At 74.6% G+C, this 22,178-nt stretch carries 18 protein-coding genes; 13 read left to right on the forward strand and 5 right to left on the reverse strand.

Annotation, left to right across the window (positions count from 1 at the left end; genetic code table 11):
* Both ACPCUX_RS05745 and ACPCUX_RS05750 read right to left on the reverse strand, forming a co-directional pair.
* Positions 1-1,689, reverse strand: a complete 1,689-nt coding sequence (locus ACPCUX_RS05745) for an alpha-amylase family protein (RefSeq protein ID WP_423388335.1) — start codon at positions 1,687-1,689, stop codon at positions 1-3.
* Positions 1,686-2,678 carry a TIGR03885 family FMN-dependent LLM class oxidoreductase gene (locus ACPCUX_RS05750; protein ID WP_085387125.1) on the reverse strand — a complete coding sequence of 331 codons (993 nt, stop codon included), beginning with the start codon at positions 2,676-2,678 and terminating at the stop codon, positions 1,686-1,688. Before ACPCUX_RS05750 ends, ACPCUX_RS05745 begins: the two co-directional genes overlap by 4 nt.
* 119 nt (positions 2,679-2,797) lie before the next feature.
* On the opposite strand from ACPCUX_RS05750, the gene ACPCUX_RS05755 reads away from it, so the two are divergent.
* Positions 2,798-3,256 (forward strand): VanZ family protein, encoded by a 459-nt coding sequence (locus ACPCUX_RS05755; RefSeq protein WP_423388336.1) that lies wholly within the window; start codon positions 2,798-2,800, stop codon positions 3,254-3,256.
* A gap of 37 nt (positions 3,257-3,293) precedes the next feature.
* Here ACPCUX_RS05755 and ACPCUX_RS05760 read toward each other — a convergent pair whose 3' ends face one another.
* Positions 3,294-3,740 carry a YchJ family protein gene (locus tag ACPCUX_RS05760; RefSeq protein ID WP_034653287.1) on the reverse strand — a complete coding sequence of 149 codons (447 nt, stop codon included), beginning with the start codon at positions 3,738-3,740 and terminating at the stop codon, positions 3,294-3,296.
* A 90-nt stretch (positions 3,741-3,830) separates the two neighbouring features.
* Positions 3,831-5,639 (reverse strand): carbohydrate-binding protein, encoded by a 1,809-nt coding sequence (locus ACPCUX_RS05765; RefSeq protein ID WP_423388337.1) that lies wholly within the window; start codon positions 5,637-5,639, stop codon positions 3,831-3,833.
* Positions 5,640-5,750: 111 nt separating this feature from the next.
* On the opposite strand from ACPCUX_RS05765, the gene ACPCUX_RS05770 reads away from it, so the two are divergent.
* Together ACPCUX_RS05770 and ACPCUX_RS05775 are read left to right on the forward strand one after the other, a co-directional pair.
* Entirely contained in the window at positions 5,751-6,482 is a 732-nt protein-coding gene (locus tag ACPCUX_RS05770; protein WP_423388338.1) for a DUF305 domain-containing protein, read from the forward strand.
* Between the two features lie 85 nt (positions 6,483-6,567).
* Positions 6,568-8,457 carry an FUSC family protein gene (locus ACPCUX_RS05775; protein WP_423388339.1) on the forward strand — a complete coding sequence of 630 codons (1,890 nt, stop codon included), beginning with the start codon at positions 6,568-6,570 and terminating at the stop codon, positions 8,455-8,457.
* Between the two features lie 91 nt (positions 8,458-8,548).
* Here ACPCUX_RS05775 and ACPCUX_RS05780 read toward each other — a convergent pair whose 3' ends face one another.
* Entirely contained in the window at positions 8,549-9,529 is a 981-nt protein-coding gene (locus ACPCUX_RS05780) for a glycoside hydrolase family 19 protein (RefSeq protein ID WP_396050070.1), read from the reverse strand.
* A 356-nt stretch (positions 9,530-9,885) separates the two neighbouring features.
* On the opposite strand from ACPCUX_RS05780, the gene ACPCUX_RS05785 reads away from it, so the two are divergent.
* From ACPCUX_RS05785 to ACPCUX_RS05830, 10 genes are all read left to right on the forward strand, one after another.
* Complete coding sequence (locus ACPCUX_RS05785; RefSeq protein WP_021481797.1) at positions 9,886-10,917, forward strand: LacI family DNA-binding transcriptional regulator; 1,032 nt, start codon at positions 9,886-9,888, stop codon at positions 10,915-10,917.
* On the forward strand, positions 10,914-11,873 hold the full coding sequence (locus ACPCUX_RS05790; RefSeq protein ID WP_021481798.1) for a carbohydrate ABC transporter permease: 960 nt from the start codon (positions 10,914-10,916) through the stop codon (positions 11,871-11,873). The genes ACPCUX_RS05785 and ACPCUX_RS05790 overlap by 4 nt, the downstream gene beginning before the upstream one ends.
* A gap of 3 nt (positions 11,874-11,876) precedes the next feature.
* Positions 11,877-12,704, forward strand: a complete 828-nt coding sequence (locus tag ACPCUX_RS05795; protein WP_423388340.1) for a carbohydrate ABC transporter permease — start codon at positions 11,877-11,879, stop codon at positions 12,702-12,704.
* A gap of 71 nt (positions 12,705-12,775) precedes the next feature.
* Entirely contained in the window at positions 12,776-14,065 is a 1,290-nt protein-coding gene (locus tag ACPCUX_RS05800; RefSeq protein WP_114553326.1) for an ABC transporter substrate-binding protein, read from the forward strand.
* 158 nt (positions 14,066-14,223) lie between these two features.
* On the forward strand, positions 14,224-15,429 hold the full coding sequence (locus ACPCUX_RS05805; RefSeq protein WP_285678559.1) for an ADP-ribosylglycohydrolase family protein: 1,206 nt from the start codon (positions 14,224-14,226) through the stop codon (positions 15,427-15,429).
* Positions 15,426-16,904: an ADP-ribosylglycohydrolase family protein gene (locus tag ACPCUX_RS05810; RefSeq protein ID WP_137280902.1), complete on the forward strand. Its 1,479-nt coding sequence runs from the start codon at positions 15,426-15,428 to the stop codon at positions 16,902-16,904. Before ACPCUX_RS05805 ends, ACPCUX_RS05810 begins: the two co-directional genes overlap by 4 nt.
* Positions 16,901-17,881: a ribokinase gene (locus ACPCUX_RS05815; RefSeq protein ID WP_423388341.1), complete on the forward strand. Its 981-nt coding sequence runs from the start codon at positions 16,901-16,903 to the stop codon at positions 17,879-17,881. Before ACPCUX_RS05810 ends, ACPCUX_RS05815 begins: the two co-directional genes overlap by 4 nt.
* A 53-nt stretch (positions 17,882-17,934) precedes the next feature.
* A complete protein-coding gene (locus ACPCUX_RS05820; protein ID WP_423388342.1) occupies positions 17,935-19,998 on the forward strand; it encodes an SUMF1/EgtB/PvdO family nonheme iron enzyme in 2,064 nt (687 codons plus the stop codon).
* Positions 19,995-21,215: a CaiB/BaiF CoA transferase family protein gene (locus ACPCUX_RS05825; protein WP_061267878.1), complete on the forward strand. Its 1,221-nt coding sequence runs from the start codon at positions 19,995-19,997 to the stop codon at positions 21,213-21,215. Before ACPCUX_RS05820 ends, ACPCUX_RS05825 begins: the two co-directional genes overlap by 4 nt.
* Positions 21,212-22,075 (forward strand): HpcH/HpaI aldolase/citrate lyase family protein, encoded by an 864-nt coding sequence (locus tag ACPCUX_RS05830; RefSeq protein WP_423388343.1) that lies wholly within the window; start codon positions 21,212-21,214, stop codon positions 22,073-22,075. The genes ACPCUX_RS05825 and ACPCUX_RS05830 overlap by 4 nt, the downstream gene beginning before the upstream one ends.
* Positions 22,076-22,178 lie beyond the last annotated feature (103 nt).

Consider the following 22,178-nt stretch of genomic DNA (forward strand, 5'->3'; position numbering starts at 1 on the left):
CTACCCGGGCGGCGTGACGCGCAGCCAGCGGAACCCGTAGCCGTCGAGGCGCACCTCGGCGCTGCCGTCGGGCGCCGGCTCGACGTCGTCCGCGTCGAGGACGTCGACGAGCCGCGCCTCGTCGGGGAGGTCCCCCAGCGGCACCCGCACGACGACCGGGTCCGGCGACAGGTTGTGCAGCGTCACCATGGAGGCGTCCTGCCAGGTGGTGCGCAGCGCCAGCACGGACGGCTCGGGGGAGTCGAGCACCTGCGCGTCGCCCCAGCCCAGCTCGGGGCACTCGCGGTAGCGGTGCGCGAGCATCCGCACGAACGTGAGCAGCGACTCCGGGTCGCGGCGCTGGTCGGCGACGTTGACGTGATCGGGTGCGTAGCCGTCGCCCGACAGCGGCGCCGCGAGCCGACGCGCCGGGGCACGGGAGAACCCGCCGTTCGGCCCGGACGTCCACTGCATGGGCGTCCGCACGGCGAGGCGCCCCGGCACGTCGAGGTTCTCGCCCATGCCGATCTCCTCGCCGTAGAACAGCACCGGCGTGCCCGGCAGCGAGAAGAGCAGCGAGTACACCATCCGCAGGTGACGTGGGTCGCCACCCAGCATCGGGGGCAGCCGCCGTCGCAGCCCGCGCCCGTAGAGCTGCATGTCCTCCTCGGGACCGAACGCCGCGAACACCTCGGCGCGCTCGTCGTCCGTGAGCTTGTCGAGCGTGAGCTCGTCGTGGTTGCGCACGAACGTGGCCCACTGGGTGTCGCGGGGGATGGGCGGGCGCGCGGCGAGCGACCCGGCGAGCGGGCGGGCGTCGTGCCGGGCGAGCGACAGGTACAGCGCCTGCATCGCGTTGAAGTCGAACTGCAGCGTCAGCTCGTTGCTCGTCACCCCGCCGGGGTCGCCGTCGGTCGGGTCGCCGTCCCCGAAGTACCGCGCCTGCTCCTCGTACGGCAGGTTGACCTCGCCCATGAGGATCGCGTCGCCCGACCGCCGCCCCACGAACGCGCGCAGCACGCGCAGCAGGTCGTGGGGGTCGTCGATCTCGTCGCCCGGGTTCGCGGCCGCGTCGGTCAGCGCGTAGGGGACGGCATCGACGCGGAAGCCCGAGATGCCGAGCTCCAGCCAGAACCCGATCGTCTTGGCGATCGCGTCCCGCACGTGCGGGTTCGCGGTGTTGAGGTCGGGCTGGTGCCGGTAGAACCGGTGCCGGTACCACTCGCCCGAGGCCTCGTCGAGCGTCCAGATGCCCTCCTCCTGGTCGGGGAACACGACCTGGTCCTTGGTCGACGGCGGCTCGTCGGACCGCCACACGTAGTAGTCCCGGAACGGGGACGACGTCGACCGCCGCGCCGAGCGGAACCACGGGTGGCGGTCGGACGTGTGGTTGACGACGAGGTCCACGATCACGCGGATGCCCCGGTCGCGCGCGGTCCGCACGAGCTCGACCACGTCGCCCAGGTCGCCCAGGCGCGGGTCGACGCCGAGGAAGTCGGTGATGTCGTAGCCGTCGTCGCGGTCGGCCGTCGGGTAGAACGGCATGAGCCACAGGCACGTCACCCCGAGGTCGGCCAGGTGGTCGATCCGCTGGACCAGGCCGGGGAAGTCGCCGATCCCGTCGTCGTCCCAGTCCATGAAGGTCTCGACGTCGAGGCAGTAGACGACCGCGTTCTTCCACCACAGGTCGCCGGTGTCGCGGATCCTCACGCCGCACCCCCGTCGGTCGTGGCGGCGCACGCCTCGCGCAGCCGGGGCAGGAGGGCCTCGCCCGCCGCGTCGAGGAACGCGTCCTGCTGCTGCCCCACGTGGTGCAGGTACACCTCGTCGAACCCGCACGCGACCAGCTCGGCGACGCGGTCCGCCAGGCGCTGGGGGTCGTGCTCGACGAGCACCGTGCCGCGCACCTCCTCCGGGCGCACGAGCTCCGCCACCGCGTCGTACTGCTCCGGGGTCTCGAGGTGCCAGTTCACGCTGGGCGGGAGGAGGTTCGAGCGCCACTGGTCGTGCGCGACGGCGAACGCGGCCTCGTCGTCCGTGCCCCACGCGACGTGCACCTGGAGCGCGAGCGGCCCGCGGCCCCCGGCGTCGCGGTACTCGCCGACGACCTGGCGCAGCGACTCGACGGGCTGGTTCACGGTGACGAGGCCGTCGGCCCAGTCGGCATGGCGGCGCGCCGTGGCGGGGGTGACGGCCGGACCGACGAGCCGCGGCGCGACGTCGGGCAGCGACCACACGCGTGCCCGGTCCACCGTGACGTGCCCGTGGTGCGTGACCTCCTCGCCCGCGAGGAGGGCCCGGATGACGTCGACGCACTCGCGCAGGCGGGCGTCGCGCTCGGCCTTCGTGGGCCAGCGCTCGCCCGTGACGTGCTCGTTCATCGCCTCGCCCGAGCCGAGCGCGGCCCAGAAGCGGCCCGGGAACATCGCGCCGAGCGTCGCGATCGCCTGCGCGGCGATCGCCGGGTGGTAGCGCTGGCCGGGGGCGGTGACGACGCCGAACGGCAGCGCGGTCGTCGCGAGCGCGGCGCCGAGCCACGACCACGCGAACCCGGACTCGCCCTGGCGCTCGCTCCAGGGGGCCAGGTGGTCGGAGCACATGGCGGCGTCGAAGCCGACCTGCTCGGCGCGGCGGGCCGCGGCGAGGAGGGGGCCGGGCGGGATCTGCTCGTGGGAGGCGTGGAAGCCGACGGTGACCATGGCGCCCAGTGAACCGACCCTCGCCGTGCCACGCTCGGCGAGGAGGGGGAACGGTGGAGGCTCCGTGGCCGCGCCGCGGGGCCCGGCGCGCCCGGGACGCGCGCCCGTACGCTGACGGGATGCGCCTGCTGACCTGGACGTTCGCCGTCTATCTCGTCGCCGTCCTGGTCGTGACGCTCTGGCCGTCGCCGCAGTCGACCGACGCGCCCGGCTGGGCGACGTCCACGCTCGGCTTCCTCCAGGGCCTCGGGGTCCCGATCACGCTGCCGGTGCTCGAGGCGCTCGCCAACGTCGTGATGTTCGGGCCGTTCGGCGTGCTCGGCGTGCCCCTCCTGCGGGGCGCGGCCGCCCGCCGGGGTCGCGCCGTCCCGGGCGTGTGGCGCGCCGTCGGGCTCGTGACGCTCGCGGGCTGCGCCCTCTCGGTCGCGATCGAGCTCACCCAGAACCTCCTGCCCGGCCGCGTCCCGACGGTCCAGGACGTCGTCCTGAACACGGCCGGCGCGCTCCTGGGCGCCGTGCTCGTGGCCGCGGTGCTCGCGGTCGGGGCGGCGCGCCGCACGGCCGCGCCCCGCCGCTGAGCGCTCCCGAGCACTCCTGTGCGCCGCGGCGGCGCCGTCAGGCGATCGTGCCGTCGACGTAGGACCAGCGGTCGCCCTCCCGGACGAACCGGCTGACCTCGTGGAGCCGGCCGCGGTCGGCCGGGTCGGTGCGCGAGCGGTGGTGCGCGACGAACTCGACGACCCCGGTCGTGTCGAACGGGCCGCCCGCCTCGGTGCGCACGACGTCGAGGCGACGCCACTCGACGTCGTCGTCGAGGTCGAGGTCGAGGTCGGCGGGCCGGGTGGAGGGGTGCCAGGTCGCGCGCAGGTAGTCGGCGTCGCCGACGGCGAACGCGCTGTAGCGCGAGCGCATGAGCGCCTCGGCGGTCGGTGCGTGCGGGCCCGGGGCGGCGCCGTCCGGGCCGGGGCGCAGCCCGGCGTGGTACCGGCCGCAGCACGACCCGTAGGTGTCGCCGGAGAGGCACGGGCAGCGTGCGTCGTCGTCGAGGGGGTTCCCGGTCATGCGGCCGCATCCTACGGGCGGGACGTGCGGAGGCGGGCCGCGTACGACGGCGCCCGCCCACCGACCGGTGAGCGGGCGCCGTCGTGCGCGTCAGTCCTGCGGGTCCCAGGGGCCCCAGCGGTCGCCGGGCGCCTGGTTCCGGGTCCACCACTTCGCGGTGTACGTCGTGCCCTCGTACGTCACGCTGTCGCCCTTGACGTAGACGCGGCTCGGCTTCCACGCGCCGACCCCGGCGGAGTCGACCCCCGCGATCTCCTCCCACGGGCCCCACGCGTCGGCACCGGGCGTCTGGCCCTTCGTCCACCACTGCGCGCGCCACACGGCGCCGCCGTAGGTGACCGTGGTGCCGCCCGCGTACGCGGTGCCCTTCGACCAGGCCGGCGGCTCGGTGTACGTCGGCTGGGCCTGCGGGTTGAACTCGTCCGTCACGACCGACTTCGCGGCGTTCGTCACCGGGTCGTCGAGCAGCAGGACGTCGAGGCCCTGCTGGATGTCGTTCGAGATGATCGCGCCGTTGTACCAGTACGCCGACCACGAGCCGCCGAGGATCAGCCGCTCCGCGGACAGCGGGCCGCGGTCGAACCACGCGATCTCGACGGGGTTCGCCGAGTCCGTGAAGTCCCACACCGAGATGCCGCCCTGGTACCAGGCCTGGACCATGATGTCGCGGCCCGGGACGGGGATGAGCGAGCCGTTGTGCGCGACGCAGTTCTCCGTCGCGGCCTGCTCGCGCTCGATCTTGTAGTAGCTCTTGAACACGAGCTCGCCGCCCACGATGTCGTAGATGGCGTCCGCGCCCTTCTCGGGCCCGACGGTCGGGTTGCACGTCGGCGCCCCGCCCCCGCCGAGCTCGTCCGTGAAGACGACCTTGGTGCCGGCGTTGTTGAACGTCGCCGAGTGCCAGAACGCGAAGTTCGTCGTGTCCCGGACGACCTCGGTCACCACCGGGTGCGCGCGGTCGGAGATGTCGAGCAGGATGCCGTCGCCCATGCACGCGCCCGCCGCGAGGTCCTTCGACGGGTAGGTCGTGATGTCGTGGCAGCCCGACGTCGTGCTCGAGCCGTTGCCGCCCGGGTTGCCGCCGTCGGGGAAGAGGACGGGCGTCGAGACGAGCTCCGCCGCGGCGGGGTCGTCGAGCGGGATCTGCACGACCGAGATGAGGTCGTGCGGGGGCTGGCAGTCGGGGAACGCCGTGTTCGGGCTGTACGACGAGACGTAGACGAACAGCTCCTCGCCGTCCTGCGACGGCGCGAGGGAGTGCGTGTGGGAGCCGCACTGGGTCTCGATGGACGCCACGTACTCGGGCGCCGTCGGCTCGGAGATGTCGAAGACCTTGATGCCCTCCCACGAGTCCTTGACCGTGGCGCTCTGGGCGACGTTCTCGCACGAGTCGTTGCTGCGCGAGGAGTCGGTGCTGAGGACGAGCAGGTCGCCGTAGACGGAGATGTCGTTCTGGGACCCGGGGCAGACGACCTGGGCGACCTGCTGCGGGGCGGTCGGGTTCGCGACGTCGTACACGGTGAAGCCGCCGTAGTTCCCGGCGAACGCGTACCGCCCCTGGAACGCGAGGTCGGTGCTGTACTGGCCCTCGGGCGCGAAGCCGCCGTTCTTCGGGATGTTGGCGACGTGCGTGAGGTTGGGGCTGCCGGCCGTCTCCCCGGGCGCCAGGACGTCGGTGGCCTGGGCGAGGGGGGCGAGGCGCTGTGCGGGGAGGTCTGCGAGCGAGGCGGCGGCCTGGTCGGTGAGCGCCGCCACCGCCTCGGGGGAGCCGTCGGACGGCTCCGCGGCGGCGGTTGTGGCGACCGCGAGGGTCGAGACGGCGAGGGTCGCCGCCAGGGACGAGGCGAGCAGGACCCGGCTCCGGTGCCGGTGCGTCTGCCGGTGCGTTCTTCGATGCACGAGGGAAACACCTCCTTGGTAGGGTGCTGCAAATTCTGGCGGGCAAATGTGATCTGGACCACTCAAACCGGGCGGTTCGCGGCGATCTTTTACACGGAGGGAACAGGGCAGGTGCAGATTTTTCCCAGCCGTAACACAGCGCGGCGCACCGCCGCGCGTGCCCTGACCTGCGGCGTCACCGCTACCGGCCTGGCGCTCGGTGCCGCGCTCGGCCTGGCCGCGTGCACGCCCGACCCGCAGTCGACGTCGACGCCGTCGAGCGTCGTCGTGCAGCCCGGGCGACCGGGGGAGGACGCGACGACCGTCGCCCCCGAGGACTACGCGGGGGCGCCCGACGAGGGCTCGTGGAACCAGGCCGACGCCGCGTTCGTCACCGGCATGATCGAGCACCACCTCCAGGCCCTCGAGATCGCCGCGCTCGCGCCCGACCGCGCCGGGTCCGACGCCGTCCGGTCGTTCGCGGAGCGCGTCACCGCCGCGCAGGGGCCCGAGGTGCACGCGCTCGCGTCGTGGCTCCAGGCGCGCGACCTCGCCGTGCCCGAGGGCGCGCAGGACGCGGGCGGGACCGGCCCGCGCGCGCCCGACGGTGGCCACGACCACGGCGACGGCACCGCCGGGATGCTCTCGGACGAGCAGCTCGCGGCGCTCGAGGCCGCGAGCGGGCCGGAGTTCGACCGCCTGTTCCTCGAGGGGATGATCCAGCACCACGAGGGCGCGCTCGCGATGGTCGACGTCGTGCTCGTCGAGGGGGAGGACCTCTTCGCGAACGAGATGGCGGCCGAGACGGCAGCCGGCCAGGGCGGCGAGATCGACCGCATGCGGGACCTCCTCGCCGCGCTCTGACCGCGGGCGCCCGGGTCGCGGCCCCCGAGCCGCCGCCGTACGGTCGGGACGTACGCGTGCTGCCACCCGACGGCGAGGAGGCCCCGTGGAGCGCTCCGACGGCACGACGGCGCCCGGAGAGAGCCCCGAGCGGAAGCAGTCACCGGCCCGTCCACGGGGCAGCCCGATGCTCATCGTGCTCATGATCATCGTGGTCCTCCCGTCGGTCCTCCTGGCCGACTCGTGGGGGGCGGGGGCGGTCGGGATCATCGGCGGCCTGACCGGGCTGTTCTCGCTCGTCGCGTTCATGGGCGGTCCGCTCCGGGCCGACCTGCGGGTCGTCGCCGTGCTGGGACCGCTGCTCGTGGTCGCCGCGGCGGTCCCGCGGCTCCTGGCGGAGACGTCGCGCCCCGCGGCGGTCGCGCTCGTCGTCGTGCTCGGGTTCGTGGCCGCGCTGTTCCCCCTGCTCGGCGAGCGCTACGCGACCGTCGGCCTCGGCCTGGGCATGACCACCGTCTTCGGCTACGGTTACGCCCCCCAGGGCGGGGCCGACCACCGGCAGGTCGTGCTGGCGGCCGTCGCCGGCGTGGTCGTGGCGGTGCTGCTGCGGGTCGTCATGGGCCTGCCCGACCCGTCGAAGACCACGCGGGAGCAGGTCGCCGCGGTGCTCGACGCCGCGGACCCCACCGCCGCGACGGCGACCGCGTTCCGCACCTGGCTCGTCGACGGTCGCAAGCGCTGGCTCGCCGGCGTGCTCGACGGGGCCTCGCGCTACCGGCTGGCGCGGCACACCGCCCGGCTGACCGGGGACGCGTCCCCGGACGACCTCGCCGCCCTGGAGCGGCGCGCCGAGGACCTGGCCGCGCGCGTGCGCGCCCGGCCGCGGCGCGCCGCGGGCCCGGCGCCTTCGCCGGCACCCGACCCCGCGTCGTCGACCGCCGTCGGCCCCGCCGGCGACGCGGCCCGTGCCCTGGACGCGGTCGAGCAGGCGCTGACACGCCACGACACGTCCGCGGTCCGGCTGGGGCGCGGCCCGCGCCACCAGTTCCTCGACGCCGTCCAGCACCCGTCCGGGCGGCTGCGGTCCGTGCAGGTCCGGCACGCGTTCCGCACCGCGCTCGCGCTGCTGGTGATGCTCCTCGTCACGTCCGGCCTGGAGCGGGGGGACCCGCTCGTCTCCACCGTGCTGCTGACCACCTTCAGCATCGTCCAGGCGAGCTGGCGCGACACCGTCACCAAGGCGCGGAACAAGATCCTCGGCCTCGTCTCGGGCTCGATCGGCGTCGCGGTGGTGCTGCTCGTCGTGCCGCAGCGGTACCTCACGCTCGTCGCCGTCGTCGCGCTGTGCCTGGGCCTGTGGTTCATCGCCGCGCGCCCGGCCCTGGGGGCCGCCTTCATGGTGGTCGTCAGCGTCGGCTTCAACTCCGTCACGCGCGATCTCGACCCGGTCGCCCTGCTCGCGCAGTACGTCGGCCTCACGGTGTGCGCGGTCGTGGTCGGGGTCGTCCTCGGGTTCGTCGTGGTCCCGAGCTTCCGCCCACCACCGTTGCGGCAGCGGGTCGAGACCGCGACGGCGGCCACCGCCGCCGCCCTCCGCGCCGGGGCGGTCGGCGTGGGGCCGGCGCCGCGTGCGGAGGACGTCGCGCTCGTCCGGGAGGCCGTGTACGAGCAGGACGAGCTGGTCCCCGACCGCGAGCACCTCGACGACCGGCAGGCCGAGGAGCTCGACGACCTGCGCGCCGCGCTGCGTGACGTGATCGTCCTCGCGAACGCGACGCAGATCGACGACGACGAGCGCGCCGCGGTCCTGCGGACGCTGAGCCCGGACGGGGCGACGCCGTCGGACGACGGCCCGACCCGGGGCGCGCCGAGCGCGGGGGACGGGCCCGACGCGGGGGAGGCGCCCGGTGCGGGGGCCTCGACACTGCTGGACCTCGCCCGCCGCGCGGCGTCGGCCGAGCGCTACCTGCTGACGACCCTCCCCGCCCCGTCCTGAGCGGTACCCACGACCCGCGAGCCGCTCCCCGGACGCGCGACGGCGGCCCGACCCCGGGAGGGGCGGGCCGCCGTCGGGCGTGCGGGACGGGTCAGCAGGACAGGTTGTTGCCCGTCGTCGTGCCGAGGATCTGGGCGAACCGCTGGAACGCGGCGATGCGCGACTGCACCTGCGCCGGGTTCCCGCCGTTGCACTCCATCGTGCCGTTGATCGAGCGGATGGACTCGCCGAAGCCGGCGCCCGACACGATCGCCTGGTGCCCGGACATCGAACCCGCGCCCGACTGCGTGTTCCAGAACCACAGGCCGGTCTTCCACGCGACGGCGGAGTTCTGCTCGACGAGGTACGGGTTGTTGAGCAGGTCGATGCCGAGCGCGTCGCCCGCGGCCTTGTAGTTGTAGTTCCAGCTCAGCTGGATCGGGCCCTTGCCGTAGTAGGCGGACTGGCCCGCCGGGCAGCCGTACGGCTTCGAGGTGTCGCAGTAGTGCGGGTAGTTCGCGGTGTTGATCTCCTTGACGTACACGAGGCCGCCGGTCTCGTGGTTGACGTTGGCGAGGAACGCCGCGGCCTCGCGCTTGGCGACCTCGGCGCCGCCCGTCGTCGCGAAGCCCGGGTAGGCGGACAGCGCGTCGACGAGGCCCTGGTACGTGTAGAACGGGTTCCGGTTGGGGAACATCTGGTTGAACTGCGCCTCGGAGACGACGAACCCGGTCGGGTTGCCGGGGTTCCCGGGGTTGCCGGGGTTCGTGCCGCCGCCGCAGGCGCCCTGGCTGCGCCAGACGCCCCACTCGCCGGTGGTGCCGGGCGTGTCGCCCTGGGTCCACCAGCCGGCCTTCCAGTTCTGGCCGCCGTGGGAGACGACGGCGCCGCCCGTGTAGACGGCGCTCGCGCTCCAGGGGGCGGCGCACGTCGCGGCGTGCGCCTGCTGCGCCGGGCCTGCGACGGACCACGAGAGCGCTCCCGCGAGCGCGAGGACGAGGCTGAGGAGCAGGGCGAGAGGGCGGGAGGTCGGCCGGGCGGCGGCCGTCGTGGGCGCCGCGGGGGAGGACGACGCCGGGGCTCGCGTGTGCATCGGTGCACCTTTCGTCGGTGGTCGGGTCGCTTCGAGCCTGACCGGGGCCCTGCGTCGTGGACAACCCCCCTACGCGGAACCCCGTACCCGTGGGAGCCCGAGGTAGAGCCCCGGTCTGCCGAGGTAGAGCCGAGGTCCGGACCACGGCTCTACCTCGGCGGACCAGGGCTCTACCTCGCGGGACCAGGGCTCTACCTCGTGGTGGGGGACGAGCGTCGCGGGGGCGGCGGGGTTGACGTCCGGGTGGGGCGGGTGCGAGAGTGTCCGCCAACCCGGAAACGTTTCCAGGACTGTCGAGGTCGTCAGTCTGGAAACGTTTCCAGAACGACGGTCCTTCGACGACGAGGTGGACGACAGTGACGTCATCACGCGCCACGCTGATCCAGGTGGCACAGCGGGCCGGGGTCTCCCTGGCCTCGACCTCCCGTGCGCTGCACGGGACGGGCGCGAGCCCCGCGATGGTCGAGCGCGTGCGCGCCGCGGCCACCGAGCTGGGGTACAGCCCGGACGCCATCGGGCGCTCGCTGCGCCTCAAGAAGACGTTCCAGGTGGCGTTCGCCGTCGCGGACATCGGCAACCCTGTCTACGTCGAGATGATGACGGCGATCCACGAGGTGCTCGCGCCGCACGGCTACCGCGTCGTCGTCATGACGACGGGGGACACCACGCGGTCCACCGTCGAGCTCGTGCGCAGCCTGTCGAGCGGCTTCGTCGACGCCATGATCCTGAGCCCGCTGCGCACCGACGACGAGCTCGTCGAGGAGATCCGCGAGGCGCCCGTGCCCGTCGTCGTCATCGGCCGCACGCTCGCGGACCGCGGCATCGACTCGGTGTCCACGGACTCCGCGGGCGGGATCGGCGAGGCGGTGCGGCACCTGCTCGGCCTCGGTCGTCGCCGGATCGCGTTCCTCAACGGCCCCCTCGACACGACCCCCGGTGAGGCGCGCCAGCGCGGCTTCGACGCCGCGACGCGCGCCGCCGACTTCGACGCCGAGCGGGTCGAGGTCGCGCCCGCCCTCGACTTCACCGTCGCCGCGGGCCTCGCGACGACGCGCGCGCTGCTCGACGCCACGGACGACGACGCCCGCCCGGACGCGATCGTCGCGGCCAACGACCTCCTCGCCATCGGCGCCATCCGGGCCGTGCGCGAGCGCGGGCTCTCGGTCCCCGAGGACGTCGCGGTGACCGGCATGGACGACACGGAGATCGGCCGCGTGTTCCAGCCGAGCCTGACGAGCGTCTCGCTCGGCTCGACGGAGCGTGGGCGCGTCGCCGCGCAGCTCGTCGTGGACCTCGTCGACGGCGACGCGGAGCCCGGTCGGCACACCGCCGTCGGGCCGCGCCTCGTCGTGCGCGAGTCGACCGCCCCCGGGGGTGGTTCCCGGTGAGCGCACCGACCCTCGCGGGCGACCCCCGTCGCTCGGCCCTGCGCCCCGACCGCGGCCCGGTGCGCCGGACCGGCGGCATGGCCCGCGCCAAGCGGCGCGAGGCGATCGCGCTCGTCATGCCGTCGCTCCTGCCGATCCTCGTGCTCAGCGTCGCGCCGCTCGTCATGGGCGTCGCCCTCGCGTTCACCGACGCGCGGCTCGTGCGCCAGCCGGACTACCAGTTCGTCGGCGTCGACAACTTCGTGCGCCTCGCGGACAACTCGTTCTTCTGGGACTCGTTCCGCATCGGCATGATCTGGGCCGTCTCGGTGACGCTGCTCCAGCTCGTCGCGGCGATGGGCCTCGCGCTCCTGCTCAACTCGGGGCTCCGGCTCCAGGGCCTGACGCGCGTGCTCGCACTCATCCCGTGGGCCATGCCGCCGGTCGTCGTGGCGATCATGTGGCAGATGATCTACTCGCCCAACGCGGGGCCGCTCAACGCGTTCCTCGGCGCCCTGGGCCTGCCGGACGACATCAACTGGCTCGCGGACTTCTCGACCGCCCTGCCCGCGGTGATCGTCGTCGGGGTGTGGGTCGGCATGCCGCAGACCACCGTGACGCTGCTCGCGGGGCTCCAGCAGATCCCGGACGAGCTCCACGAGGCCGCCGCGATGGACGGCGCAGGCGCGTGGCGCCGCTTCACCGCGGTGACGCTCCCGAGCCTGCGCCCGATCATCACCTCGATCACGTCGCTGAACTTCATCTGGAACTTCAACTCGTTCTCGCTGGTCTACGTGCTCACCGAGGGCGGGCCGGGCGGCCGGACCATGCTCCCGATGCTCTTCACGTACCTCGAGGCGTTCAAGAACCGCAACATCGGCTACGCCGCCGCGATGGGCGTCGTCCTCGTCGTCGTGGTCGTCCTCCTGCTCGCGATCTACCTGCGGTCGCAGTTCCGCTCCGAGAAGGAGAGCTGACCCGTGCGCGCACTCGTCCGCCCCGCCCAGTACGCGGCCCTGGGGTTCTACATCCTGTTCCTCGGCTTCCCGCTGCTCTGGCTGATCTCGGCCTCGCTCAAGTCCTCGGGCGAGCTCAACTCGCTCACCGTGAGCCTCATCCCGCAGGACTGGCACTGGGAGAACTACTCCCAGGCGCTGGCCCGGCAGGGCCTCGTCCGCTCGGCCTGGAACAGCGCGATCGTCGCGGTCGTGTCCACGCTGCTCGTCATCGTCATCGCGCTGCCGGCGTCGTACGTGCTCGCCCGGCTGCGGGGGAAGATCCGCGCCGCGGGCGTCGGCTGGATCCTCGTGAGCCAGGTCTTCCCGGTGATCCTCATCATCCTGCCGCTGTTCCTCATCCTGCGGACCATCGGGCTCACGGACTCGCTCGTCGGCCTCACGCTCGTCCACACCACGTACACGCTGCCGTTCGCGCTGTGGATGATGCAGGGCTACGTGAGCGCCATCCCCGTGGACCTCGAGGAGGCGGGCTCCATGGACGGCGCGAGCCGGCTCACGGTCCTGCGCACCATCGTCTTCCCGCTGCTCATGCCCGGGATCGTCGCGACCGCGATGTTCAGCTTCGTGTCCTCGTGGAACGAGTTCTTCTTCGCGCTCGTGCTGCTCCAGTCGCCCGAGAACTACACGCTGCCCATCACGCTGAAGATGTTCATCGGCGGCGAGGGCAAGGTGGCGCTCGGCCCCCTCGCCGCGGGCTCCGCGCTCGCGGCCATCCCCAGCATCGTCTTCTTCTCGATCATGCAGAAGAAGCTCACCGGCGGCCTGCTCTCGGGCGCGGTGAAGGGCTGACCGTGACCCCCTCCACGCCCGGTCCCGCCCCCAGGCTCTCTCGACCCCACCCCCACCCGAAAGGTAGAACCATGAAGACTCGTGGTGCGTCCATCGCCGCATGCCTCACGATCACGACCCTGCTCGTCGCGTCCTGCTCCAGCGGGGGCGGCAGCGGGGACGACGGCGCCGACGGCGGCACGGTGACGCTGAAGTTCCAGTCGCTGTCCGACCAGCCCGCCGCGATCGAGGCGACCGAGAAGATCGTCGCCGACTGGAACGAGGCGAACCCCGACGTCCAGGTCGAGATCGTGCCCGCCGGCTGGGACGGCATCTACGACAAGCTCATCACCCAGTTCAACGGCGGCGCCGCGCCGGACATCATCCACTACGAGGCCGCGAGCATCGTGCCGTTCGCGGTCGACGGGTACCTCGCGGACCTCTCGGAGTACATGTCCGACGAGCGCCGGGACGACATCCCCGAAGGCATCCTCGACGCCGTGACGGTCGACGACCAGGTCATCGCGTACCCGACCGAGCTGCAGTCCTACATGGTCTTCGCCAACAAGACGATGCTCGACGCGGCCGGCGTCGAGATCCCCACGGGCGAGACGATGACGTGGGACGAACTGCGGCAGATCGCGCAGGCCACGACGAAGGACGGCGCGTACGGGCTCGGGTGGGGGCTCGCGAGCCCGACGGCCGCGTTCATGGCGATGGCCCCCGGCTTCGGCGGCGAGTACTTCGAGGGCACGGGCGCGGACGCGAGCATCACCATCGGCGAGGGCGAGATGGCCCTGCCGGAGCTCGTAGACACGATGGCGCACACCGACAGCACGGTGCTGCCGGTGACCCTCACGCAGTCCGGGTCGGAGACGCTCGCGTCGTTCTACGCCGGCGACGTCGCGATGACGATCCAGGGCTCGTTCCAGGCCGCGAACATCGCGAACGACGCGCCCGAGGGCTTCGACTGGGTCGTGCTGCCCCCGCTCGAGGGCCCCGACGGCGCCGAGCAGGCCGCGAACCCGCAGACGCTCTCGGTGAACATCGACTCCGAGCACGTCGAGGAGTCCGCGGAGTTCATCGAGTTCTTCACGCAGACGGAGAACCTCGCCGCGCTCAACGAGGCGGACGCGCTCATCCCCGCGACGACGTCGGCCCAGGAGGCCATGGCGGAGTCGCTCGGCGACGAGAACGGCTGGTCGACGATCCTCTCCTCCGGCCAGCACCTCACCTCGGCGCCGTACCTGTTCGTCGACGCGTACGCGCAGTGGAAGGACACCGTCGCGACGCCCGCGTACCAGAAGTTCCTCGCCCAGGAGATCGACGCCGACCAGCTCGCGACCGAGCTCGAGTCGGGCTGGGCCGAGATCACCAAGTAGCACTCTCGGTCGCTCGCCGCGGCACCGCGTCACGGGTCGCGGCGAGCACCGAGCAGCAGCGGCCGGGCGGCCGCGCACGCGACCGCCCAGCCGGGAACCGCGACCCCCACGGGTCGCACCGGCGCGAGGCGCCGAGACGGATCGACAGGGAGTGGATCGTGACCTGGCTGGACGACCGAGCGGTGGCAGTGATCACCGGAGCGGCGGTGGGGGACGCGCTGGGAGGCGCCACGGAGGGCTGGACGCCCGAGCAGATCGAGGAGCGCCACGGCGGCCGCGTGACGGGGATCGTGGAGCCCTGGTACCCGAACTGGCAGGACGCGCGTCCGATCGCGCCCTACCACAAGGGTGACGGGCACATCACGGACGACACCCTCATGACGCGCGCGCTCGTGGAGGTGTACGCGAAGCGCCGCGAGCACCTCGACGCGTACGCGATGGCCGAGGACCTCGTGCCCCTCATGATTGGCGAGCCGCGCTGGATCCCCGAGCTCGAGTCCACGGCCCTGCTGCTCCAGCGCGTGTTCCTCGCGGAGAAGTGGATCGTCGCGCGCCTGCACTACGGGCACGTCGACCCGCGCGAGGCCGGGGTGGGGAACGTCGTCAACTGCGGCGCCGCGATGTACGTCGCGCCCGTCGGGCTCGCGAACGCGGGCGACCCGCGCGGCGCGTACGCCGAGGCGATCGACCTGACCGGCGCGCACCAGTCGAGCTACGGCCGCGAGGCGGCGGGCGTGTTCGCGGCCATGGTCGCCGCGTCCGTCGCGCCGGGGGCCACGGTCGACGACGTCGTGCACGCCGCGCTCGACGTCGCGCACGACGGCACGGCCGCCGCGCTCCAGGCCGTCGTCGAGGCGTTCGACGGCTGGACGACGGCGCCCACCACCGACGAGGAGGAGCGCGCCCTCGCGCGGCTGATCCGCGACACGGTCGCGCCGTTCGACTCGGTCGGGCCCGCGTACCGGCAGATGTCGATGGACGCACGGCGCCCGTCGCGCACCAAGTCCATCGAGGAGCTGCCCGCGGCGCTCGGCTTCGTGCTCGGGCACCGCGGCGACTTCCGCGGCGCGGTCCTCGGCGCCGTGAACTACGGGCGCGACGCCGACTCGATCGCCGTCATGGCCGGCGCGGTGTGCGCGGGCCTCGGCGGGACCGCCGTCGTGCCGGACGAGTGGCTCGACGCGATCGAGGAGGCGAGCCGCATGGACGTCCGGGAGACCGGGCGGCTCATGGCGTCCGCCGCGCAGGACATCCTGCGGGCCGACCGCGAGCGCGCGACCGCGCGCCTGCGCGCGCTCGCCGAGCTCGGCAACGCGCCCGTCGACGGCGCGGCCCTCCCCGCGCGGGCGGGTGAACCGGCGTGAGGCTGACCTGGGCCCAGCCGGAGGACCTGCTCGCGCACGAGCTCGTCCAGGCCGCGGCGGAGGGCAAGGACCCCGCGGCGCTCGCGGACGTGCGCGAGCGCTGGGCCGCCGCGGGCGGGGACCCCGTCCCCGCGGTGAGCGGGGCCGGTCCCGTCCCCGCGACCCCGGAGCTGCGCGCGCTCGCGCGCGACCTGCTCGTGGAGCTCGACGCGCTGCCCGCCGCGCCCGCGCCGCACGAGCCCGACGACTGGGACGCGATCCTCGCCACGCTCCCGGCGGCGCCCGGCCTGCCCACCCGCCCGGGCGCCGTCGGGTCCTCCGCCGGCGCGGGGACCGGCACCGCCGACGCCGCGTACGCGGACCGCGTGCTCGGCGCGTGGACCGGGCGCGCGGCGGGCTGCCTGCTCGGCAAGCCGGTGGAGAAGATCCCGCGCGCCGGGATCGAGGAGATCCTGCGCGCCACGGGCCGGTGGCCGCTGGACCGCTGGTTCACCGCCGTCGGGCTGCCCGACGACGTCGCCGCGCGCTGGCCGTGGAACCGGCGCAGCGCCCCGACGTCGCTCGAGGAGAACATCGACGGGATGCCCGAGGACGACGACCTCAACTACCCGATCCTCGCGCTCGCCCTGCTGGAGCGGCACGGGCGCGGCTTCACGACGGACGACGTCGCGCAGCTCTGGCTCGACGCGCTGCCCGCGGGCCGCGTGTTCACGGCCGAGCGCGCCGCGTACCGCAACATCCTCGACGCGCGGCCGGTGCCGGAGACGGCGACGCACCACAACCCGTTCCGGGAGTGGATCGGCGCGCTCATCCGCACGGACGTGCTCGGCTGGGTCTCGCCCGGCGACGTGCGCGAGGCCGCGCGCCTCGCGTGGACGGACGCGCGCCTGAGCCACACGCGCAACGGCGTGTACGGCGCGATGTGGGCGGCCGCGCTCGCGTCGGCGGCGATGGTCTGCGAGACGGTGGACGAGGTGCTCGACGCGGCCGACGCCGTCGTGCCGCCGGGCAGCCGCCTGGCCGCGGCGATCCGGCTCGGGCGGGACGCGGGCCGCGACGGCGACGCGTCCGAGGCGGGCGTGCGCGCCGGGCTCGACACGATCCACGCGGCGTACGGCGACCTGCACTGGGTGCACGTGCTCAACAACGCCGCGGTGATCGCCTACGCGCTCACCGCGGGGCGCGGCGCGGACGGCCGCGGCGACTTCGGCGCGAGCGTCGCGATCGCCGTCACCGCGGGCTGGGACACCGACTCCGCGGGGGCGACGGTCGGCGGCGTGGTGGGTGCGCTGCAGGGCGTCGAGGGCATCGGCCAGCGGTGGACGCGCCCGCTCGACGGCCACATCGCGACCTCGCTGCCCGGCGGCGAGCAGAGGATCGTGGACCTCGCGGCGCGGACGGTCGCGCTCGCGACGGTCCCGGTCGTGGTGGCCGGGGGAGCCGTGCAGGGTCCCACGGAGGAGGCGCAGGCATGAGCACGACGGCGGACGGGGAGCAGGGCGCCACGGTCCCGGGCGGGTCAGGACGGGTCGTGGTGGTCGGGTCGGCGAACGTCGACCTCGTCGTCGACGTGCCGCGGCACCCCGGCGGTGGTGAGACCATCCTCGGCGGCGAGCTGCGGCGCAACCCCGGCGGCAAGGGCGCGAACCAGGCGGTCGGCGCGGCGCGAGCGGGCGGTGCCGGCACGACGTTCGTCGGCGCGCTCGGGCACGACGACGCGGCGGACCTGCTGCTCGCGTCGCTCGACCGCGGCGGGGTGCGGACCGACCTCGTCGAGCGCGTGGACGCCGCGACGGGCACCGCGCTCATCACCGTCTCGCCCGACGGCGAGAACGCGATCGTCGTGGCGCCCGGGGCGAACTCGTACGTGACGGTCGGCGCGGCGCAGGCCGAGCGGATCGCCGCCGCGGACGTCGTGCTCGCGCAGCTCGAGATCCCGCTCGACGTCGTCCGTGCCGCCGCCGCGGCGCGCCGACCGGGCGCGCTGCTGGTCCTCAACGCGGCGCCGTCGCGCGACCTGCCCGACGACGTGTGGGCCGCGCTCGACGTGCTCGTCGTCAACGAGCACGAGGCGGCGGACCTGGCGGGCGCCTCCGGCGACGCCGAACCGAGCGCGCTCGCGGGGCTGCTGCTGGAGCGCGTGCCGGCCGTCGTCGTGACGCTGGGCGGAGAGGGCAGCCTCGTCGCGGAGCGCCGCCCGGCCGGGCCCCTGCTCACGACCGTCCCCGCGATCGCCGTCGAGGCGGTCGACACCACCGGCGCGGGCGACACGTTCTGCGGCGTCCTCGCCGCTGCGCTCGCGCGCGGCGCGGACCTGCCCGCCGCCGCGCGGCTCGCCGCCGCCGCGGGCGCGCTCGCCGTGACCCGGCCCGGCGCGCAGGACGCCGTGCCCGACGCGGCGGACGTCGTCGCGCTCGCCAAGCACGCCGCGAACCCCGACCGACCGACCTGAGCCCGTCCGCAGCACGTCCGAGCGCGGGCCCGGCCCGCCGAGGGAAAGGCACCATGACCTACACGTTCGACCCGCTGGTCCCGCGCCCGATCGACCTGCCGACCGAGGTCGCGCTCGACGGGCCGCTCACGCCCGAGCAGTCCCTCGCGCTCGACGAGGCGAAGATCTTCGTCGGCCCGGCCGACCCCGCCGACCGCCCGGCCTGGCGCGAGCGCCTCGCCGCGTGGCGCGACGACGCGCGCCGCCGCCACGGGTACACGGGCGCCGCGTACGACCGCCCGGACGCGGCGTGGGCCGCGGGGTGCTCGACGGTCGCGCAGGTGTGGCTCTGGGACGAGCTGCTGTACTCGTTCGAGGAGCACCGGTTCACGCCGGAGCGGTTCCTCGCCGACGCGCGCGAGCGGTTCGGCGGCCTCGACGCCGTGGTGCTGTGGCACGCGTACCCCGTCATCGGGATCGACGACCGCAACCAGTGGGACTTCTACCGCGACGTCCCGGGGATCGTCGACCTCGTACAGACGTTCCACGACGCGGGCCTGCACGTGTTCGTCGACTACAACCCGTGGGACGTCGGCACGCGCCGCGGCGACGACGACCTCACCGAGCTCGCCGCCGTCGTGCGCGAGCTCGGCGCCGACGGCGTCTTCCTCGACACGCTGAAGAAGGCCGAGCCGGAGCTCGTCGCGCGGCTCGAGGCCGCGCGCCCGGGCATCGTCCTGGAGGGGGAGTCCAAGCTCCCGGTCGAGCGCATCGAGGACCACTCGTCGTCGTGGGCGCAGTTCTTCGCCGACTCGCCCGTGCCCGGCGTGCTGCGCGCGCACTGGTACGAGCGCCGGCACATGCAGCACCACGTGCGCCGCTGGCACCGCGACCACTCCGAGGAACTCCAGTCCGCGTGGCTCAACGGCGTGGGCGTCATGGTGTGGGAGGTCGTGTTCGGCGTGTGGGTCGGCTGGTCGCGGCGCGACGCCGCGACCGTGACCCGCCTGGTCACGGTCCAGCGCGCGGCGCGGCCGCTGCTGCTCGACGGCGGGTGGACGCCGCTGGCCGAGCTCGCGCCCGAGGCCGAGGCCGCCGGGGTGTACGCGTCGCGCTGGGAGCTCGACGGCGTGACCCTGTGGACGGTCGTCAACCGCGGTGACGCCGACTACGCGGGCCCGCTGCTCGCGGGCGGCGGGGACGGCGCGGACGTGCGCGTGCCCGGCCGGGGGATCGCCGCGGCGCTGCACGTGGCCGACGGCGCGGCCGAGCCTGCGTGGCTGCCGCACCTGCGCGACGTGGTCGCCTCGCTCGACGAGACCGCGCCGCACGACCCCGACGCGCGGTTCCCGCACCGGCTCGCGCGGCGCCTCGACGCCTCTGTCCCCACGTCCGCTCCGACCGGGGGGACGGACCCGGCCGGGCCGGGGGCCGTCGTCGGGCAGGACGCCGCCCGGGCGACGGGCGCGCCCGGGGCGGGGGCCGTCGTCGTGCCTGCGGGGTCGTACGTGCTGACCGTCCGCTATCGCGCGCGCGAGACCGGGATGTACCAGGGAGCGCCGTACGTGGACGAGTGGAAGCCGCTCCCGCCGCGCCTGCACGACGCGCGGACCCTCCAGCGCGACGGTGAGCTCGCCGCCCCGGTGGCGGTGGGCCGCGACGTGACGAACGCGGAGTTCGCGGAGTTCCTCACGGCTACCGGCTACGTGCCCGCCGTCGCGCACCGCTTCCTCGCGCACTGGGTCGACGGCCGTCCCGCGCCCGGCACGGAGGACGAGCCCGTGACGTTCGTCGACCTCGACGACGCGCGCGCGTTCTGCGCGTGGCGCGGCGGGCGCCTGCCCACCGAGGACGAGTGGCAGCTCGCGGCCGAGCAGCCGGGCTGGACGCGCGGCGAGCCCGCCGTGTGGAGCTGGACGGGCTCCGAGCACTCCGACGGCCGCACGCGGTTCGTCATGCTCAAGGGCGGCAGCGACCACCGCGCCGAGGGCTCCGACTGGTACGTCGAGGGCGGGCGCCACGCGGCGGACTACGCGGTCAAGCTCCTCGTCCCCGGCCTGGGGCTCGCGCGCGGCGCGACCGTCGGGTTCCGCTGCGCGTGGGACCTCGCCGACGACGCGACGGGGGTGACGGCATGACGGACGCACCGCGCGTCTCGCGCGACCCGGCCGCGGGCGCGCTCGCGGGCCTGCGCGTCGTCGACGCGTCGACGCTGTTCGCCGGGCCGATGGCGGCGATGCACCTCGGCGACCTGGGCGCCGACGTCGTCAAGGTCGAGCACCCCACGAAGCCCGACCCGTCGCGCACGCACGGCGCCGCGAAGGACGGCGTGAACCTGTGGTGGAAGACGCTCGGGCGCAACAAGCGCACCGTCACCGCGAACCTGGGGAGCGACGGCGGCCGCGAGGTGTTCCTCGCGCTCGTCGCCGAGGCGGACGTCGTCGTCGAGAACTTCCGGCCCGGCACGCTCGAGCGCTGGGGCCTCGGCTACGACGAGCTGTCCGCGCGCAACCCGCGGCTCGTGCTCGCGCGCGTGAGCGGGTTCGGGCAGGTCGGGCCGTACCGCACCCGCCCCGGGTTCGGCACGCTCGCCGAGGCGATGAGCGGGTTCGCCGCGATGACCGGCGAGCCCGACGGCCCGCCGACCCTCCCGCCGTTCGGGCTCGCCGACGGCGTCGCGTCGCTCGCGACCGCGTTCGCCGTCATGGTCGCGCTGTCCACGCGCGAGCGCACCGGGCACGGACAGGTCGTCGACACGGCGATCATCGAGCCCATCCTCGCGATGCTCGGGCCGCAGATCACGCGCTGGGACCAGCTCCGCACCGTGCAGCCGCGCACCGGCAACCGGTCCGCGAACAACGCGCCGCGCAACACCTACCGCACGCGCGACGGGCAGTGGGTCGCCGTGTCGACGTCGGCGCAGTCCATCGCCGAGCGCGTCATGCGCCTCGTCGGGCGCCCCGAGATTGTCGACGAGCCCTGGTTCGCGAGCGGCGTCGAACGCGCGCAGCACGCCGACCTGCTCGACGAGGCCGTCGGCGGCTGGATCGCGCAGCGCACGCGCGACGAGGTCGTCGCCGCGTTCGAGGAGGCGCAGGCCGCCGTCGCGCCGATCTACGACGCCCAGGACATCGTCGACGACCCGCAGTTCCGCGCGCTCGGCACGATCCACGAGATCGAGGACCCCGAGCTCGGCCCGATGCTCATGCAGGGCCCGCTGTTCCGGATGTCCGAGAACGACGGCGTCATCCGCTTCACCGGCCGCGCGCACGGGGCCGACACCGACGCCGTGCTGGGCGAGCTGGGCTTCTCGCCCGAGCGCGTCGCGGAGCTCCGGGCCGAGGGGGCGGTGTGACGGGGCGGGGCGAGCGGCCCGACGCCGCGCCGCCGCTGACGCTGCTGTACGTGCCCGCGGACCGGCCCGACCGGGTCGCCAAGGCGCTCGGGTCCGCGGCCGACGTCGTGCTCGTCGACCTCGAGGACGCCGTCGCGCCCGCGCGCAAGGACGAGGCGCGGGCGCACGCCGTCGCGCTGCTCGACGACACGGCCGCCGCGCGCGGCGTCCAGGTGCGGGTCAACCACCCCGCGACGCCGTGGCACGCCGACGACGTCGCGGCCCTCGCCGGGCTGCCGCTCGCCGTCGGGGCGCGCGCGCCGAAGGTCGAGTCCGCCGACGAGGTGCGCGTGCTCGCCGCGGCGCTCCCCGGGCGGGCGCTGCACCTGCTGGTCGAGTCGGCTCTCGGGGTCGAGCGCGCGTTCGAGCTCGCGACGGCGTCGCCGCAGGTCGCGTCCCTCGGGCTCGGTGAGGCCGACCTGCGCTCCGACCTGCGGGTCGACGACGAGGCCGGGCTCGCGTGGGCACGCAGCCGGGTCGTCGTCGCGGCCCGGGCGGCGGGGCTGCCGTCGCCCGCGATGTCCGCGTTCACGCACGTGCGCGACCTCGACGGGCTCGCGGCGTCGTGCCGCGCCGGGCGGTCGCTCGGGTTCTGCGGCCGCACCGCGATCCACCCCGCGCAGCTCGACACCATCCGCGACGCGTTCCTCCCGACCCCGGACGAGGTGGACCGGGCGCGCGAGGTGGTCGAGCGCGTCGGCGACGCGGTGGCGTCGGGCACGGGCGTCGTCGCGCTGGCGGACGGCACGTTCCTCGACGTCGCGATGGTCGAGCGCGCGCGCACCGTGCTGGCCCTGGCGGGCCGCCGCCCGCCCGGCTAGCGCGGCCGAGGCGCGCGCCGCGCCGAGAACGACCCTCCTCCCGGTCGAGCACGACGTCGCTGTCGTCATCGGCCCGGTCACGACAGCAACGTGGTGCTCGGCG

Source organism: Cellulosimicrobium sp. AB352, from assembly GCF_049538415.1.
GTDB lineage: Bacteria > Actinomycetota > Actinomycetes > Actinomycetales > Cellulomonadaceae > Cellulosimicrobium > Cellulosimicrobium funkei.

Bases quoted from the DNA above. Each gene is read 5' to 3' on its own strand.
- ACPCUX_RS05750 (WP_085387125.1), bottom strand. From the start codon at position 2,678: ATGGTCACCGTCGGCTTCCACGCCTCCCACGAGCAGATCCCGCCCGGC.
- ACPCUX_RS05755 (WP_423388336.1), top strand. From the start codon at position 2,798: ATGCGCCTGCTGACCTGGACGTTCGCCGTCTATCTCGTCGCCGTCCTG.
- ACPCUX_RS05760 (WP_034653287.1), bottom strand. From the start codon at position 3,740: ATGACCGGGAACCCCCTCGACGACGACGCACGCTGCCCGTGCCTCTCC.
- ACPCUX_RS05780 (WP_396050070.1), bottom strand. From the start codon at position 9,529: ATGCACACGCGAGCCCCGGCGTCGTCCTCCCCCGCGGCGCCCACGACG.
- ACPCUX_RS05800 (WP_114553326.1), top strand. From the start codon at position 12,776: ATGAAGACTCGTGGTGCGTCCATCGCCGCATGCCTCACGATCACGACC.
- ACPCUX_RS05815 (WP_423388341.1), top strand. From the start codon at position 16,901: ATGAGCACGACGGCGGACGGGGAGCAGGGCGCCACGGTCCCGGGCGGG.
- ACPCUX_RS05820 (WP_423388342.1), top strand. From the start codon at position 17,935: ATGACCTACACGTTCGACCCGCTGGTCCCGCGCCCGATCGACCTGCCG.
- ACPCUX_RS05825 (WP_061267878.1), top strand. From the start codon at position 19,995: ATGACGGACGCACCGCGCGTCTCGCGCGACCCGGCCGCGGGCGCGCTC.